The sequence below is a fragment of the Paenibacillus camerounensis genome, assembly GCF_000723885.1.
GTDB lineage: Bacteria > Bacillota > Bacilli > Paenibacillales > Paenibacillaceae > Paenibacillus_AQ > Paenibacillus_AQ camerounensis.
The window spans coordinates 1-17,196 of record NZ_CCDG010000058.1; the positions used below are offsets into that span (position 1 = coordinate 1).

Genomic DNA, 17,196 nt, shown 5'->3' on the forward strand with positions numbered 1-17,196 from the left:
AAAAAGAAATTATCCGGTATTAGCTACCGTTTCCGGTAGTTATCCCAGGTTAAGGGGCAGGTTGCCTACGTGTTACTCACCCGTCCGCCGCTAAGCTTATCCCGAAGGATAAGCTCCGCTCGACTTGCATGTATTAGGCACGCCGCCAGCGTTCGTCCTGAGCCAGGATCAAACTCTCCAATTAGGTTTTTCGAACGAGCGATTGCTCATTTTGAAACATCTGACGAGAATTTGCATTCTCTATTTTTGAAATCACCAAGGTGATTTCCACTCACTCGTTGTTCAGTTTTCAAAGACCAATTTGTTCATTTTGCTTGTCGTTGTCTTTTTCAGCAGCGACCTTTATAATATATCATAACCTCTTCGATTAAGTCAAGCGTTTTTTTATTTTCTTTTTTCGCTTTACTCGGTAACAAGTTGTTAGTTAACTTCTTGTCCGAAGGGCCGAGAATTAATGTACCATAAATCCTTAGGCCCCGTCAACCTTTTAGAACAAAGTTATTTTCAGCCCGAGCAGCATCAGTACGCCGGGCAGACCCAAAACCGTTACTGCGCCTATTGTCGCCGGATTCAGAGGGATATAAATTTCAGTAAGCAAACCTGAAAAATTAACAATATAAATGCCAAGTGCAGCTAATACCAGGTGAGTTCCGAATAAAGTCAGCCAGGCAAAGCCGAGCTTTTTACGGAACACAATTACGCCAAGCAGAATCACCGAACCAATTAGAACCGCCAAAGCAACATTCCTCATTCCGCCTCTTCCCCTTTCAGACAAAAATAACTGCGGCCCTACAACCGGCTCCGGTTAATACCCAAACTCTTTGCGTGCTTAAGATGTATCTGGTACTTCCGCTCAGCTGCCTCCAGAATGAAGATCGCATAATCAATCTGGTCCTGGCCTAATGCCTCATCAAACATCAGATGTGCCCTCTCCCATTCCACCTGCGCGTTACGCACCTCCAGGAACACACTCCAATCCTCGTCCATGTTTAATTGATTTAAGCTTTTTACCCCTTCTTCTTGCCGAGCACTTCCCCACCAGCGCATAACTACTCCCCCTTTATGAAATATCCATCCTTCGCAGTCGCTACATCCGCATCACTGCATATTCTCATTCATATCAGCGGGAGGACAAACTTAGAACCAAAAAGCGGTCGCAACTATCTCTTGAAGGATCAAGGAGAATACGGGGCACGTGCGCAATCAATGATTAATCAAAAAAAGAGAAGCCCGAGGGCTTCCCTTATAAAGTCAGTTATAGCGATTCCTTTTGAAGACGCCTCACAGCTCGCGTCGGCCTTCCAGTGCTTTGGACAGGGTTACTTCATCCGCATACTCCAAATCGCCGCCTACAGGCAAGCCATGGGCTATTCTTGTGATCTTAATTTCAAACGGGCGGACGAGCCGGGAAATATACATAGCTGTAGCTTCCCCTTCAATATTCGGGTTAGTAGCCATAATAAGCTCCTTGACCCTTTCGTCACTTAAGCGTGTCAGGAGCTCCTTCAGGCGGATATCATCCGGACCGATCCCCTCCATTGGAGAGATCGCGCCCTGCAGCACATGATAATAACCGTCAAACTCCTTGGTCCGCTCTATAGCCACAAGGTCCTTAGATTCCTGAACTACACATATGACCGAAGCATCACGGGTCTTATCCTGGCACACCCGGCACGGATCAGTATCAGTAATATTACAGCAGATAGAGCAGTAGTGGAGATTTCGTTTGACGCTGACCAGCGCCTTGGCAAAATCAATAACTTCGTCCTCTTTCATGTGAAGCACATGAAAGGCCAGCCGGGCTGCCGTCTTCGGCCCGATACCGGGCAAACGTGTAAACGCATCAATCAGCTTGGCTAGCGGTTCTGGATAATACAAAGCGATGATTCTCCTTTAGGCTAGAGTGTAGCGGGCTTAGAACAGTCCCGGGATCTTCATTCCGCCTGTAAATTTGCCCATGTCATTGTTAGCCAGCTCTTCGGCTTTGGTAAGCGCATCGTTAACCGCAGTAATCACGAGATCCTGCAGCATTTCAACATCATCCGGATCTACTGCTTCCGGTTTGATCTGAATGGACAGCACCTTCTTGTGACCGTTAACCTGAACAGTAACTACGCCGCCGCCGGATGTTCCTTCCATTGTTTTGCTGCCCAGCTCTTCCTGAGCCTTGAGCATTTGCTCCTGCATTTTTTTAACCTGTTTCATCATTTGGTTCATATTATTCATTAGTCGTCTCTCCTTTGGATGCGCTTATGCGCTGATAGGCTAAGGGTTACTCTTTTATGACAACAAGGTCTTCCCCAAACAGCTGGATGGCCTCGTCAATCCATGGTTCAGTCTTCTCTTCCGCAGTATCGTGTTCATGCTCCAGACGCAGCTCCTCAGTTCCCGGCTTGGCAGCCGATTTCTGGGAAGCATCAGTCCAGTCGCGGAGCATCATAGTCACCAGCCGGTAAGGCTTGCCCAGACGCGTAGCAAACACTTGCTCAATCACCTGGCGGTTAGCGGGCTTTTCGGTTGTATCCCGGTGGATCGTATTTTTAAAGGCTACCAGTACCGCGTCATCCATAACAGATACCGGCTCGCCGTCAACAAACCAGGCATGAACAGTCACCCGTTCTTCCTTCACGGCCTGGAGTACTGTACTCCATTGCTTATAGACAGCATTAGAGTCTGAGCTATCTTTGCTGGCAATAAACTTATCAAGCTGCGGAGGCAGCTTGGAGCCTGAAGAGACACGCGGTGACGGGGCTGCAGCAGGGGTCTGGCGCTGTCCAGCAGCCTGATCCCGCCCTCCTCCGGAAACACCGCCCGCTTGAATAGCCTGCTCAAGCTTCTTCTCCAGAGCGGCAATCTGCCGTTTCAGAGCGTCTAGCTCACCTGCCGCCGGCTGCCCGGCAGCTGAAGAATCACGCGACACCCCCGCTTGCGCGGATGACGTTACCGCCGGCTCAGCCTCCTGCTGCATTGTGCACAGCTTCATTAGAGCCACCTCAAACAACGTCTGGGGGTGCGTAGCGTATTTCATTTCACCAAGATAGCGGTTCAAGGTTTCGACAATCTGAAACAGCCGTCCACGCGAGAAGCCGGCGGCCATATCCCGGAAATCTGCCGGATTAAGCACTCGGTCAGTCAGCTTATCCGCATTTGGAACCATCTTAATCATCAGAAGATCCCTGAAATAGTACAGCAGATTCTCGAGACATTTATCTGCGCTCTTCCCTTCCTGCATCAGCTGCTCTACCAGCTCCAAAAGCCGCCCCATATCCCCATCCAGAATGGCGGTGGCAAGCCTTGCGAACTGCTCCGAAGGAATTCCTCCTGTCATGCCGAGCACCTGCTGATAGGTTACTTGACCGTCAGTAAAGGAAGAGATCTGATCCAGTATGCTGAGTGCATCACGCATACCGCCATCGGAGAGCCTTGCGATATACTGCAGGGCATCAGCATCTGCCGTAATGCCCTCTTTGAGGCAGATTTCAGCAAGACGGCCGCTCTGCTCTTCAAGGGATACCCGCCGGAAGTCAAAGCGCTGGCAGCGGGATATAATAGTTGCCGGCAATTTATGAGGCTCAGTTGTCGCCAGAATAAACATTACATGCGGAGGAGGCTCCTCCAGCGTCTTCAGCAGCGCATTGAATGCTTCTGTTGTCAGCATATGCACTTCATCAATAATATACACTTTACGGCGCACCTCTGTAGGTGCGTATTTCACTTTATCCCTAAGGTCGCGTATTTCTTCGACCCCGCGGTTGGACGCGGCGTCAATCTCCTGCACGTCCATTATATTACCTGCAGTAATTCTTAGACAGGAAGGACATTCATTGCACGGCTCAGGACCCGGGCCGCGCTCGCAATTGACCGCTTTGGCGAGTACCTTAGCTGCACTCGTCTTACCTGTTCCGCGCGGTCCGCTGAACAGGTAGGCATGAGAAACCCGCTGTTCACGGATTGCATTCTGCAGCGTCTGGATAATATGCTGCTGTCCTACCATGTCCTGGAATGACTGCGGCCGCCAAGCACGGTACAGCGCGATATGTTCCACTATGCATTACCCTCTCTTAGACTGCCGCTTTCCGGCATTTATCGCTAATTTATTATACTATATTCCAGGGAATTTGACCAAAAACAAAAAGCATCTTCGCTTGTGGCAAAGATGCTATTACTGGATGTTATTAAACCGTGCACCTGTTATTGATGGCTGCGATCCAAGCGGCAACCCTACGAAACTGCTCGGGCTAGGCCACCCTCCGGCACAAGAGTAAACTTGCTTATGGCTGCTTCCTTCCGGACCTGACCAGGTTCACAAGCACTCATTGCGGAGGACCCAACCGTCAACACAGCCCATAGGAACCAAGGCCTCACATCGACAGCACCTCTAACAGGAATTCAACCTCGCTACAGCGGATTGCGAGTTACAGGGCACCGCTACCTCCCCGTCTAGCACGGCGAAGTTAAGTATAGCTCACGCTCTGCCAAAAATCAACCTCTGCTCCGAAACCGCAAATAAAAACTCCCCGGATAATCTATCCGGGGAGTCCTCCAATGCTAAGCCGCAGCGCGGCGCTGGTAATTAGATACCATATTTCTTCTTGAATTTATCGACACGACCACCAGCATCCAGGAACTTCTGCTTGCCAGTGAAGAACGGATGGCAGCTTGAACAAATTTCGACGCGCAGTTCCTGCTTAACAGAACCAGCTTCGAAAGTGTTGCCGCAAGCGCAGGTCACAGTTGTGATGTGGTACTTTGGTTGAATAGCTTCTTGCATTTCATTTCACCTCTCTTGCCCTAGGCCTCATGCGGACCCAGAGTTATTAAACGCACAACGACATTCTAGCACGAAATATCGGACACTGCAATATTTTTAAATTCCGTGTCGCTTCTAGAGATGCACCCGGCGTTCCTTCACCCGGGCCAGCTCAGCTGGAGGGATGTGCGTATACGAACCGATCACTACATCCGGAAGCTCTTCACGGAAAATATCCAGCATCGTCTTCATGCCAAGAATCTCCCCCCGGGCAGGAGGGATTAACCCCAGATAGCTCTCAGGGTCAATATTAAGATTACGCATCTGAATCAGCTTCAGATCAGTACGCCGGCAGAATTCAACCATCGCTTCGATCTCTTCCTCCCGGTCTGTAACTCCGGGGAAGATCAGGTAATTAATTGATGTATAGACTCCCTGGGAGGCCGCGTACTTCAATGATTTCTCCACGTTGGCAAGCGTATATCCGCGCGGTTTATAGTAGGCATTATAATGATCATCCAGCGCACTAATGGTGCTGACCCGCATAAGATCAAGCCCTGCATCCACGATTCCCCGGATATGATCGCTCAGTCCGGCGTTTGTATTAATATTGATATATCCCAGATCAGTAACCGCCCGCACTTCCCGGATCGCTTCAATAATTAGCTTAGCCTGGGTGGAAGGCTCGCCCTCGCAGCCCTGGCCAAAGCTGACAATGGACTGCGGCGTCTTCAGGTGCTCCAGCATAACCTGCGAGATCTCGCTTACTGTAGGCCGGAAATTCATCCGGGTCTGCGGAGAGACGAACCCGCTATCATCAGGCTGCTCTGAAATACAGCCGAAGCAGCCGGCATTACAGGAATAAGAAACAGGCACAGCCCCTTCCCAACGGCCAAGGAAAGTATTAGATGAAGTAAGACACTCATATCCCAGTGCACAGTTAGACAGATGGTCATATAAGCGGTTCTCCGGGTACTTGGCTTTTAGATGGCCTACTCCTACCTCTACCTCTCCCCTGTCACAATTAAGGGGATTCCACTGCTCCGGATCATCCGTCGGATCAGCGGCAACATAGAAGCTGCCGTCTTTCCATACTACAGCAGAGTAGCCGAAGAGCGGAAGCTTATATGACTTGTCCGTCTTGACATAACCGGGAAGGCACAGCCTTGTAAATCCCTGCGGCAGCAGGGCCCCGACAGCCTGGGAGCCCTCCGGCAGCGGCAGCATTTCACCTGTTGCGGGATTCATGCCTACCGCACGGGTGCACGGAAGCCCGACCAGAGTTGCCCCTTCCGGAAGCGGAATAAGCTCCTCTTCCAGCATCTCAACGATCATATCCCCGCTGCGGGCCAGACCATACAGCTCAGGATGATCATATACATTTCCTTGTTCATCGGCATATACCAGATACATGTTAATCTCCTCTTATTCTCTATTCTCAGGTTGTAGGGACAGAAGGTGTCTTGGGACGTGAGGTCCTGCGCGCGGATGCACCGCTGTTAGAGGTTCCTCCATTGCTGGCCGTACCGTTTGGCGATGAGGAATCTTTACTGCCGGATACATCGAATGAGGCCAGGAATTCAGCGTTAGTCTTGCTGTCACGCAGCTTCTTGAGGAAGCCTTCTACAAAATCATAGGATTCGTTCATATTTTTGCGGATAGCCCAAATGGTATCGAGCTCTTCCTTGCTCAGCAGTACTTCCTCGCGGCGTGTTCCCGAGCGGCGGATATCGATCGCCGGGAAAATACGCCGTTCTGCCAGCTTACGGTCCAGGTGGAGCTCCATATTACCTGTACCTTTAAATTCTTCGTAAATAATATCATCCATCCGTGACCCGGTATCAATCAACGCTGTAGCGAGTATTGTAAGACTTCCGCCTTCCTCCACATTCCGCGCAGAACCAAAGAAACGCTTTGGACGGTGGAACGCCGCAGGGTCAATCCCTCCGCTAAGTGTACGTCCGGATGGCGGAACAACAAGGTTATATGCACGTGCGAGCCGCGTTATGCTGTCCATCAGAATCACAACGTCCTTTTTATGCTCAACCAGACGGAGTGCACGCTGCAGTACAAGCTCTGCAACCTTAATGTGGTTCTCAGGAAGCTCATCAAAGGTTGAAGCAACCACCTCGCCCTTTACGGAGCGCTGCATATCCGTTACTTCCTCGGGGCGTTCATCAATCAGCAGTACAAACAGTTCAATCTCGGGATTGTTAGTGGAGATGCTGTTGGCAATTTCTTTCAGGAGGAGCGTTTTCCCTGCTTTGGGAGGTGCTACAATTAATCCGCGCTGCCCCAGGCCTACAGGAGCAAGTAAATCCATTATACGGGTAGACAGATGAGTAGGGGATGTTTCAAGCGGCAGCTTATCTTGCGGATAAAGAGGTGTTAGCGCCGGGAAATGCAAGCGTTCCGCTGCACTGGCAGGGTTCTCGCCATTGACGGCATTGACTTGCAGCAAACCGAAGTACCGTTCATTTTCTTTCGGCGTACGGCATTTGCCTGATACAAGATCGCCGCTTCTCAGATCAAACTTGCGGATTTGTGAGGCTGAAATATAAATATCTTCCGGACTGGGCAAATAGTTAATCGGCCTCAGGAACCCATAGCCTTCCGGCAAAATTTCCAGCACGCCTTCCATAAACATGAGCCCGCTCTGCTCCGCCTGTGCCCGGAGGATAGCAAAGATCAGTTCCCGTTTCTTCAGCTGTCCGTAGTACGGAATCTGGTATTTCTTGGCCAGCTTGTAAAGCTCGGTCAGCTTCATTTCTTCCAGATCGGAAATTTGAAGATCCATGTAATAACCACCTATTCAATTTTTATAAAATATAAATCTAGTAAATTGCTCATTAGGATAGGATTACCCAATCTGGAAGAAGATATGCAGAGCATATACAAAAAAACCGTCTTCCAGGACCGGATAATCCCATCCTCTTAGTCTTCCTCGCGCCAGATTTCTGCGCCGAGATCACGCATATTAGTCACCAGGTTGTCGTAACCCCGGTCGATATACTCAACACCTGTCACCTCTGTAATCCCATCTTCTACAGTCAATCCGGCAATAACAAGCGCTGCACCTGCACGCAAATCAGCCGCTTTTACCTTGGCTGCATTAAGCCTGCCGCCCTCAATAATTGCCGAGCGTCCTTCGACACGGATTTTGGCGCCCATGCGTACCAGTTCCGGTACATGCTTGAACCGGTTGCTGTAGACAAAATCACTCAGTACACTTACACCTTCAGCCTGGGTCAGCATGCTTGTCATCGGAGACTGCAGATCGGTTGCAAAGCCGGGATAGATCAGCGCTTTTACATCGACATGCTCATATCTGGATCTGCCGATAACCCGGATACTCTCGTCAAGCTCCTCAATACCGACACCCATCTCCAGCAGCTTGGCTGTTAATGCCTCAAGATGCTTAGGGATAACATTATCTATTAACACATTGCCGCGCGTTGCCGCCGCAGCAATCATATATGTTCCAGCTTGAATCCGGTCAGGAATGATGGAATGGCGGCAGCCATGCATCTCAGTGACGCCTTCGATCCGGATGGTCTCAGTACCGGCGCCCTTAATAACAGCGCCCATGGAGTTTAACAGGGTAGCAACATCTATAATCTCAGGCTCTTTAGCCGCATTTTCGATAATTGTAGAGCCTTTGGCCCGTGAAGCCGCCAGCATGATGTTAATAGTCGCGCCGACGCTGGATACGTCTAAGTAAATTTTTGCACCGCGAAGTTCCTTGGCATACAAATGAATGGAACCGTGATCATTGGTCACAGTTGCCCCAAGCGCTTCAAATCCCTTAATATGCTGATCAATCGGACGGGGCTCAAAATTACACCCTCCGGGCAGACCTATAGTCGCTTCTTTAAACCTTCCAAGCAGTGCACCCATCATATAATAAGAGGCGCGAAGTTTTTTGACTGGTCCGTTAGGCATGGGAATGGATACGATACGGGAGGGGTCGATTCTCATCTGGCTGCCTGTCCAGGAGACAGTCGCGCCAAGCTCTTCCAAAATTTCGGAGTAAACGGCTACATCACTAAGGGACGGCAAATTATCCAGAACAACTTCAGATTCAGCTAAAATAGCTGCAGGAATAAGCGCGATGGCGCTATTCTTTGCACCGCTGATGGTCACAACGCCCTTTAGCGGACGTCCACCGCCAATCATTAATTTTTCCATAGAATTATCTGTTTCCCCCTACGTGTATTGCAGCTTGCCCAGGCAATATCTGCTGTGGCTTAGTAGTGTGAAGCAGAAACGGCTGCGCCGCCCTTGGAATAAGGACGGCACACGTTTCAATAAAAAGGATATCCATATTATATATGCTGCAAAGATAAATAGCTCGTCCGCCTCAGGCGATACTAGCTTAGGCTTTGTTGTTGGAGCCGAATTCGCGGATTTTGCCAATAACGGTTTCTTTAATTGCAGTACGGCCTGGTGCAATGAAAGTACGCGGATCGTAAGCATCCGGTTTAGCTGCAAGCACTTCACGAACCACTTTAGCAAATGCGATCTGGTTCTCAGTGTTTACGTTGATTTTGGAAGTTCCCAGGGAGATGGACTTCTGGATGTCATGCAAAGGAATACCGGTACCGCCGTGAAGCACGAGCGGAAGCTTAACAGCATCGCGGATTTCTTCCATTTCTTTGAATCCGAGGTTAGGCTCGCCAAGGTAAGGACCGTGTACAGAACCAAGCGCAGGAGCCAGAGTGTCTACTCCGGTTGCATTAACCAGTTCAACACATTCGTTAAGGTCTGCATATTGGATACCGCCGATAACGTCATCTTCCTGTCCGCCTACAGTACCAACTTCAGCTTCAACGGAAACGCCTTTAGCATGTGCATACTCAACAACTTTTTTGGTCATTTCGATATTTTCAGCGATCGGATGGTGTGAACCGTCGATCATTACGGAAGTAAATCCGGCATCAATAGCTTCTTTACATTTGTCAAAGCTGGAGCCGTGGTCCAGGTGAATAGCAACAGGAACAGTGATCTTCATGTCGTGAACAAGTCCTTCAACCATCTTCACTACAGTGAAGAATCCGCCCATGTGACGCGCTGCGCCTTCAGAAACACCAAGGATTACCGGGGACTTTTCTTCTTCAGCTGCGCCAAGAATCGCTTGAGTCCACTCCAGGTTGTTAATGTTGAACTGGCCTACTGCATATTTTCCTTCAAGTGCTTTGTTCAACATGTCAGTCATAGATACTAATGGCATGGTTTCAATCCTCCTAAGAATGTTGGTTGCCTATATATAAGCCCACATCACATACAGGCTTATTATAGCACATCCTGTGTCAAATACTAAATAGGGTACACAAAAAAATGTCCCGGTGGGACGATATTTATCCAACCTTCAAAAAAGGCTGTCTGATCCTATTTAGGATATCCACAAAAGACGTGCACCAAACCATTATTAAGGGAAATAGCCCCGGACTTTAACCGGCTTGCCCCTGAAGGTGCGTATTCACCGCCACCCGCATTTCATCAATATCAAACGGCTTGGTAAAATGCATCAGTGCGCCCAATTTAGTTGCTTCCTTGATCATGTCCAGTTCCCCGTATGCTGTCATCATAATGACCTTAATAGCCGGATTTAGCTCCTTCAGGTGTTTAAGGATTTCCAGCCCGTCCATTCCCGGAATTTTCATATCAAGCAGAACCAGATCCGGTGACTCCTTCTGTACAATTTCCAGCGCCGTTTTTCCATTAGCAGCCTGATAGGTGGCATACCCTTCACTATTAAACACTTCCATCAGGAGAATCCGGATTCCGTTCTGATCATCGACGATTAACACTTTTCTCTTTTCCATATCATACCCTCCCAGATTTAAGGCAGATTGTCTATGCCGTGCCCTCTCACAGTTAACGGCCCGTTATGACTCGGTACTCAGTCTATACGAAACCTATTATTCGTGATTTACAGCCAAAATCCTGCTAATTGGATAAAAAGGGTAAAAACATTCCATTTAATGGTGGACTTTTAGTGTCGGCGTATAGAGCATTTATGCTCCTGTATCCAAAAGAAAGCCTCCTTGCGGAGGCCTTCAGCCGGCCTGTACAGACCGGTATACATATGCGTTGGATTAGAATTACATCTGCTCGGAATGTGTCAGGGAAGCCTTGACGAACTCACGGAACAGCGGCTGCGGACGGTTCGGACGGGAAATGAATTCCGGATGGAATTGTACTGCCAGGAACCAAGGATGTCCCGGAAGCTCAACAATTTCCACCAGACGCCCATCCGGTGAGGTTCCGGAGATCACCAGGCCTGCTTTTTCAATCTCATCGCGGTAAGCATTGTTGAATTCATACCGGTGACGGTGACGCTCATACACCAGCTCATCCTCATAGCAGGACATTGCCAGGGAATCCGGTAAAAGCTTGCAAGGATACAGGCCCAGGCGCATCGTTCCGCCCATGTCCTCGATATCCTTCTGTTCAGGCAGCAGGTCGATCAGAGCATGCGGTGTAGCCGGATCAATCTCCGAGCTGTTCGCTCCGGCCAGTCCAAGGATGGAGCGGCCATACTCGATTACCGATACCTGCATACCCAGGCAAATGCCGAAGAACGGAATAGACTGCTCACGGGCATAACGGATTGCGGAGATTTTACCTTCAATTCCCCGGTCTCCGAAGCCGCCCGGAACAAGGATGCCGCCGATGCCGCCAAGCAGCCCGTCCACATTCTCATCCGTAATCAGCTCAGCGTCAACCCAGCGGATCTTAACCTCTGCATTAGCTGCAAATCCGGCATGGGAGAGCGACTCCACTACACTCAGGTAGGCGTCATGCAGAGCTACATATTTGCCGACAATCGCAATTTCAACTGTACGCTCCAGCTGCTGGATGCGGCTCAGCATGCTCTCCCATTCACGCATATCCGGCGCCGGTGTAGTCAGCTTAAGGTGATTGACTACAATCTCATCCAGGCCTTCATCGCGCAGGTTCAGCGGAACCTCGTACAATGTAGAAGCATCACGGCATTCCACAACAGCATTAGCATCAATATCACAGAACAGGGCAAGCTTGGCCTTCATGTCATCGGTCAAAGGATACTCTGTGCGGCATACGATCACATTCGGCTGAATCCCGATGCTGCGCAGCTCTTTTACACTGTGCTGTGTCGGCTTGGTTTTCACTTCACCGGCAGCCTTAATATAAGGAATCAGGGTTACGTGAATGTACATTACGTTCTCACGGCCGATATCGCTCTTAATCTGACGGATCGCTTCCATAAACGGCAGACTCTCGATATCACCCACAGTACCGCCGATTTCAGTAATAACTACATCAGAACCCGTCTCGCGTCCCGCACGGAATACGCGCTCTTTGATTTCGTTCGTGATATGCGGGATAACCTGAACGGTTCCGCCCAAGTACTCACCGCGCCGCTCCTTGCTGATAACCGAGGAATAGATTTTGCCTGTAGTCACATTGCTGTTCTTGGACAGGTTAATGTCGATAAACCGTTCGTAGTGTCCAAGATCAAGGTCTGTCTCTGCTCCATCATCGGTAACGAATACTTCCCCGTGCTGATAAGGGCTCATTGTTCCCGGGTCTACGTTAATGTAAGGATCGAATTTCTGGATTGTCACCTTTAGACCTCTGTTTTTGAGCAGCCTGCCCAGCGAAGCGGCAGTGATGCCTTTGCCCAGGGAAGACACTACGCCACCCGTTACAAAAATATACTTTGTCACTGTAAAACCCTCCTAAATAAAGTCCAGAAATTCAGGCGACGCTTTGTTTATCGTAACCCTTTTTTCCATCATCAAAACGGGGGAAACTAAAGTTACTTCCGCCGCCTAAAATGAAAGGCGATAATCACTAAAAACCACGGAAAAACCATCTAAAAAAATAAAAAAAGTGACACCCGTAGAGCCGGGGCACTTTTTATTTTAGAAAACATATTAACTTTCATTAGAAGCCCATGCAATAGTTTACTCTGACGATCCCACCCATGTCAAGGGAGGAATTACGCGGTTCTGCGATATTAATAACCGTCTTCCCCGTCACCGTCAGCGTCCTCATTATCACCGTCTTCAGAATCCTCTTCATCCTCGTCTTCGTCAATGTCATCATCATCAATGACAACATCTTCGTCAACTTCCTCTTCGCTGTCGTCGTCGGAATAGAGGTCGTCGCGGTCTTCGTCGATCGCATCGAAATCCTCTTCCTCGGCAGCGTAGTTATCTTCCTCTTCAGTAAAGTCGTCATCTTCGAGATCATCGTCTTCATCGTTGATGATACGCGGACGTTTGGAGTTGCCGACTGGATCATCGGAGCGCTCAAGCGGATACCAGCGCTTCAATCCCCACAGGTTGGTTCCGACACAGGCAAAACGCCCGTCGATATTGATCTCGGTATATAACTGGGCAATCGTATCGTTGGTTTGTTCTTCGGTCATACCGCGCAGCTTGGCCACTTCGACCATAAGGTCACGGTAATAATAAGGCGTATTGGCCGCTTTAAGCACCAGGAAGGCCAGGTCGACCATCGGCATTTCTTTTAATTTCTCAGGGTCCAGCTTTAAATTGAGTGGCGTACTCACTAAGGGACACTTCCTCTCACGCATATTAACAAAACTAAGTAAAACCTATTTGAGTACAAAATGCAAGTCAAATGCGGCAGGAAGGCCGAAATTATCAGGGATAATATGTAAAATGCAGGCGGTCGTTAAAAAGGCGGAGGAAATTCCTCCGCACATGACTGTATCCGCGCCAAGGATCGGCTCCTTACGGGATGTTGCAAAGAGAGCTTAAGATCTCTTCTGTTTAGTTTATGTGAAGCTCCGCTTTTTGACACGATGGGCAGCCTATTTCGCTAAAAAAGGGCAAGTTCCCATTCGGACACCCGCCTTCCCTCATACAATATGGCAGCACGGCAGCGAGGAGGGGACGGCGTAACCTATGGATTATTACGGATTTTGGCAGTTGCTGCTTGAAGAGATATCAGCTGCCCCCAAAAATGCGGAGCGGCGCATTGTGACCTTCAATGACCACCGTCAGTATGCCGGGGCCCTGTCGCAGTGGAAATCCCTGAAGGCCAAGCGCCCGGGGCTGCGGCAGGTGCAGGTCTCAAGCCTGATTAAGGCGTTTTTTGTACCCGCTGCAGGAGCGGAGAAGCTGATGGACAAATTCGCCGGCTCCTTAAGCATAGAAGAAGATTTCAGAATCCAGGTTCACTCTCTGGCGGGCGAAAAAACAGGCACCGCGATGATGCCCTGGGGCGTGAAGGCGATTCATGCCCCCCAGGCCTGGTCCAAATCCACCGGCGTCCATGTGAAAATCGGTGTTATTGATACCGGGGTCGATTACCGCCACCCTGACCTGAAGCATTCCCTCGCCTCCGGCGTTAATCTGCTCCACCGCGGCATGCTGCCGCTGGATGACAACGGGCACGGCACACACATTGCCGGCACGCTGGCCGCCGCCGGGGGTACGCGCGGCATGATGGGCGTTGCGCCGCGGGCCCTGCTCTACCCGGTTAAGGCTTTCGACCATAACGGCTCCGCCTATGTATCCGATATTGTGCTCGGCATCGACTGGTGCGTGCAGAACAAGATCGATATCATCAATATGAGCTTCGGCATGAAGACCCGGAGCAAGGCGCTGCATGATGTGGTGATCAAGGCCTACCGGGCCGGAATTGCCATCATCGCCTCCTCCGGCAACGACGGCAAGCGGGGCGGGGATTATCCGGCCCGTTATCCCGAGACGATTGCCGTCGGCGCCCTTGACCGGAGGCACCGCGTCGCGGCCTTCAGCAACCGCGGCCCGTATATCGACGTATACGGGCCCGGCGAGGGTGTGCCCTCCTGCTGGCTGCGGGAGGGCTACAAGGAAATGAGCGGCACCTCCATGGCGACCTCGCATGTCACCGGTGCCGCGGCCCTGCTGCTCGCGCTCCGCCCGGCGCTGACGCCGCGCGAGCTGAAGCAGCTCCTGCGCCGCACGGCCATGCCGGTGCGGCTGCGCAAGGGCCAGCGCCGCGCTGCCCTCGGCGGCGGCGCAGCCGATGCCCTGCGCCTGCTGCGCGCAGGCGCAAGAGCCAAACGGGCCGCCGCCGCTGCCGCGAAGGCGTAGGCCCGTAAGGGCCCCGCCGCGTACTGCGGCGGGGAAGGCCGCCGGGCGCAGCGCCGGCGGCAGCAAAAAGCACCGCCTCCCCGGGGCACGGGGAGGCGGTGCTTGGTGTGCTGAGCGGGTGTTACATCCGCTCAGGTGCCGTTACGCCAACGAGACGCAGGACGTTGGCGATGGTGGTGCGGGCCGCGCCCAGCAGGGCGAGGCGGGCAACGGTCTGGGCAGCGTCGTCAGTGATGACGCGCTCAGCCTTGTAATAGCTATGGAACTGTGCCGCCAGATCGTATACGTAGCGGATCAGGCGGTGCGGTGCATAGCCTTCGGAAGCAATGGCAATTTCAGCAGGCAGCTCGCCGATTTTGCGCAGCAGATCATATTCATGAACAGCTGTCAGCTTGCTGAAGTCAATCTGATCAATGGCAGGCAAGGCAATGCCCTGCTCCTCAGCCTGGCGGAAAATGCTGCAGATCCGCGCATGCGCATACTGCACATAATAGACAGGATTCTCATTGGATGTGGAAATGGCCAGATCCATGTCGAAATCAAGATGCGAATCCATGCTGCGCATGGTGAAGAAATAGCGGATCGCGTCGAGTCCGACTTCCTCCATCAGGTCCTCCATCGTAACGGCTTTGCCGGTACGCTTGGACATTTTGACCTTTTCGCCGTTCTGGAACAGGCTGACCATCTGGGCAATCAGCACGACCAGCTTCTCAGGGTCGTTGCCGAGTGCGGACATCGCAGCCTTCATCCGCGGGATGTAGCCGTGATGGTCAGCTCCCCAGATGTTGATCATAGTATCGTAGCCGCGCTCATACTTATCGTTATGATAAGCGATATCCGGCGTCAGGTAGGTGTAGGTGCCGTCGTTCTTAATCAGTACGCGGTCCTTGTCGTCGCCGTATTTGGTCGTATTCAGCCAGGTAGCCCCGTCTTGCTCGTACACTTCGCCGCGGTCGCGCAGCTCATCCAGCGAGCGCAGCACCTGCCCGTTCTCGTAGAGCGAGGTCTCGCTGTACCAGATGTCGAAATTTACGCGGAAGCGCTCAAGGTCGCGCTTGATCTTGCCCAGCTCCTTCGTAAGCCCGTAGGTACGGAAGAATGCCGCACGGTCTCCCGGAGCCAGCTCCAGCAGGGTGTCACCCTTCTCAGCAACAAGATCCTTGGCGAATCCCTTGATGTCCTCACCGTGGTAACCGTCCTCCGGCATTTCCGCCGGCTGGCCGAGCTCCTGCAGATAACGGGCCTCGATTGATTTGCACAGATTGTTTACCTGATTACCGGCATCATTAATGTAGTACTCCCGGGTCACCTGGTAACCGGCAAAATCCAGTACATTACAGAGGGCATCGCCGACAGCCGCGCCGCGGGCATGTCCGAGATGCAGGCTGCCGGTAGGATTGGCGCTGACAAACTCCATTTCTACCTTTTTGCCTTTGCCTGTCTCAATCCGCCCGTAGTTGTCGCCTTGCTCTGTGACAAGACCGATGACCGGGTACAGGTAGCTCTTGGAGAGCGTGAAGTTGATGAAACCCGGGCCGGCGATTTCCGCTTTTTCAATAGAGGCGGAAGCGGTATCCAGATGCTCAATAATAGCTTCCGCAATCTGCCGCGGGTTGCGCTTGGCAATCTTGGTGAGCTGCATAGCGGCATTGGTAGCCAGATCTCCGTGAGCCTTGTCCTTCGGCACCTCCAGCGCAATGGCCGGAAGCTCTTCCTGCGTTACGAGACCGGCAGCCAGAATAGCACCTGCTACCGCTTCTTTGACCCGCTCATTCGCAAGCTGCAGCGGATTTGAACTTTGTGTCATGATTGTGGTTCCTCCTGTATATACAAACTGATAGCGAACTGTCCTGATAACTCCCCGTAGACGTACAAGTCATACTCCCACGAGACCTCCAGCGAACGTCCATTACGCATAATATCCAGCTTCCGTGTTGCGGTAGAGAGATTAAACTGGGCGTACGGGGAGCGGTAGAAGCCGGGTAACTGCTTCCCTGTCTCAAAGGACTGCTCAGACTCGATACTCCCGTGCCGGATCAGCTTCAGTTCGCGGCCTGTAATCTTTATCATCGTACGGACGGATACGGCCTCTCCCTGAGGCCCCTGCTCCGTTTCTTCATAACGGATAAACAGCTGCTCCCCTTTGGAGACAGCTTCTCCGGCAGCCGTAATTACATTCTTCTGCCCGTCCTGCCGGCTTTCCAAAGTTACAGTAACACCGTATTTGCCGGACTGTAATTCAGACATTCTCTGTTCCTCGCTTATCGTTCAATTCATAGATTCAAGGCATATTCGCTTACCCATTGTACACTATATCCAGTTCGGGTGAGCAATACAATTGAACTTTTA

16 protein-coding genes, 1 rRNA gene and 1 other RNA gene are annotated in these 17,196 nt (G+C 51.2%); 1 reads left to right on the forward strand and 17 read right to left on the reverse strand.

Translation table 11 applies throughout. The annotated features are described in order from the left end of the window. The 15 genes from BN3772_RS21180 to rpoE all read right to left on the reverse strand — a co-directional run. Positions 1 to 184: ribosomal RNA gene (locus BN3772_RS21180) — 16S ribosomal RNA — on the reverse strand; the annotation flags it as partial. Between the two features lie 303 nt (positions 185 to 487). Beyond that, entirely contained in the window at positions 488 to 751 is a 264-nt protein-coding gene (locus BN3772_RS21185; RefSeq protein ID WP_042171978.1) for a pro-sigmaK processing inhibitor BofA family protein, read from the reverse strand. A 38-nt stretch (positions 752 to 789) separates the two neighbouring features. After that, positions 790 to 1,047 (reverse strand): hypothetical protein, encoded by a 258-nt coding sequence (locus BN3772_RS21190; protein ID WP_052380630.1) that lies wholly within the window; start codon positions 1,045 to 1,047, stop codon positions 790 to 792. A 234-nt stretch (positions 1,048 to 1,281) separates the two neighbouring features. Continuing rightward, on the reverse strand, positions 1,282 to 1,878 hold the full coding sequence (gene recR / locus BN3772_RS21195) for a recombination mediator RecR (protein ID WP_042171976.1): 597 nt from the start codon (positions 1,876 to 1,878) through the stop codon (positions 1,282 to 1,284). Between the two features lie 36 nt (positions 1,879 to 1,914). Beyond that, complete coding sequence (locus BN3772_RS21200; protein ID WP_042171975.1) at positions 1,915 to 2,226, reverse strand: YbaB/EbfC family nucleoid-associated protein; 312 nt, start codon at positions 2,224 to 2,226, stop codon at positions 1,915 to 1,917. A gap of 46 nt (positions 2,227 to 2,272) precedes the next feature. Further along, positions 2,273 to 4,045 (reverse strand): DNA polymerase III subunit gamma/tau, encoded by a 1,773-nt coding sequence (gene dnaX, locus BN3772_RS21205; protein ID WP_042202055.1) that lies wholly within the window; start codon positions 4,043 to 4,045, stop codon positions 2,273 to 2,275. A 135-nt stretch (positions 4,046 to 4,180) separates the two neighbouring features. Then, positions 4,181 to 4,449: signal recognition particle sRNA large type (gene ffs, locus BN3772_RS21210), an RNA gene on the reverse strand. Between the two features lie 124 nt (positions 4,450 to 4,573). Further along, positions 4,574 to 4,771, reverse strand: coding sequence for a 50S ribosomal protein L31 (rpmE, locus tag BN3772_RS21215; protein ID WP_042171971.1), 198 nt, complete (start codon positions 4,769 to 4,771; stop codon positions 4,574 to 4,576). Between the two features lie 114 nt (positions 4,772 to 4,885). Further along, complete coding sequence (locus BN3772_RS21220) at positions 4,886 to 6,163, reverse strand: radical SAM family protein (RefSeq protein WP_042202056.1); 1,278 nt, start codon at positions 6,161 to 6,163, stop codon at positions 4,886 to 4,888. Positions 6,164 to 6,188: 25 nt separating this feature from the next. Continuing rightward, on the reverse strand, positions 6,189 to 7,547 hold the full coding sequence (gene rho / locus BN3772_RS21225; RefSeq protein WP_042171967.1) for a transcription termination factor Rho: 1,359 nt from the start codon (positions 7,545 to 7,547) through the stop codon (positions 6,189 to 6,191). 137 nt (positions 7,548 to 7,684) lie between these two features. Then, the gene (locus tag BN3772_RS21230; RefSeq protein WP_042202058.1) at positions 7,685 to 8,938 is read right to left on the reverse strand and encodes a UDP-N-acetylglucosamine 1-carboxyvinyltransferase; all 1,254 of its coding nucleotides are present in this window, start codon (positions 8,936 to 8,938) and stop codon (positions 7,685 to 7,687) included. A 187-nt stretch (positions 8,939 to 9,125) separates the two neighbouring features. Then, a complete protein-coding gene (gene fba, locus BN3772_RS21235) occupies positions 9,126 to 9,980 on the reverse strand; it encodes a class II fructose-1,6-bisphosphate aldolase (RefSeq protein WP_042171962.1) in 855 nt (284 codons plus the stop codon). 220 nt (positions 9,981 to 10,200) lie between these two features. Next, on the reverse strand, positions 10,201 to 10,575 hold the full coding sequence (locus BN3772_RS21240; RefSeq protein WP_042171959.1) for a response regulator: 375 nt from the start codon (positions 10,573 to 10,575) through the stop codon (positions 10,201 to 10,203). A gap of 279 nt (positions 10,576 to 10,854) precedes the next feature. After that, positions 10,855 to 12,462, reverse strand: coding sequence for a CTP synthase (locus tag BN3772_RS21245; protein ID WP_042171957.1), 1,608 nt, complete (start codon positions 12,460 to 12,462; stop codon positions 10,855 to 10,857). A 293-nt stretch (positions 12,463 to 12,755) separates the two neighbouring features. Further along, a complete protein-coding gene (gene rpoE / locus BN3772_RS21250) occupies positions 12,756 to 13,313 on the reverse strand; it encodes a DNA-directed RNA polymerase subunit delta (protein ID WP_042202059.1) in 558 nt (185 codons plus the stop codon). A gap of 358 nt (positions 13,314 to 13,671) precedes the next feature. Between rpoE and BN3772_RS21255 the strand changes: the two genes are divergently transcribed. Further along, a complete protein-coding gene (locus BN3772_RS21255; RefSeq protein ID WP_042202061.1) occupies positions 13,672 to 14,847 on the forward strand; it encodes a S8 family peptidase in 1,176 nt (391 codons plus the stop codon). A 121-nt stretch (positions 14,848 to 14,968) separates the two neighbouring features. Here the strand turns inward: BN3772_RS21255 and argS are convergent, their stop codons facing one another. Both argS and BN3772_RS21265 read right to left on the reverse strand, forming a co-directional pair. Further along, positions 14,969 to 16,654, reverse strand: a complete 1,686-nt coding sequence (gene argS / locus BN3772_RS21260) for an arginine--tRNA ligase (RefSeq protein ID WP_042202062.1) — start codon at positions 16,652 to 16,654, stop codon at positions 14,969 to 14,971. Next, a complete protein-coding gene (locus tag BN3772_RS21265; RefSeq protein ID WP_042202063.1) occupies positions 16,651 to 17,094 on the reverse strand; it encodes a YwiB family protein in 444 nt (147 codons plus the stop codon). Before BN3772_RS21265 ends, argS begins: the two co-directional genes overlap by 4 nt. Positions 17,095 to 17,196: the final 102 nt, after the last annotated feature.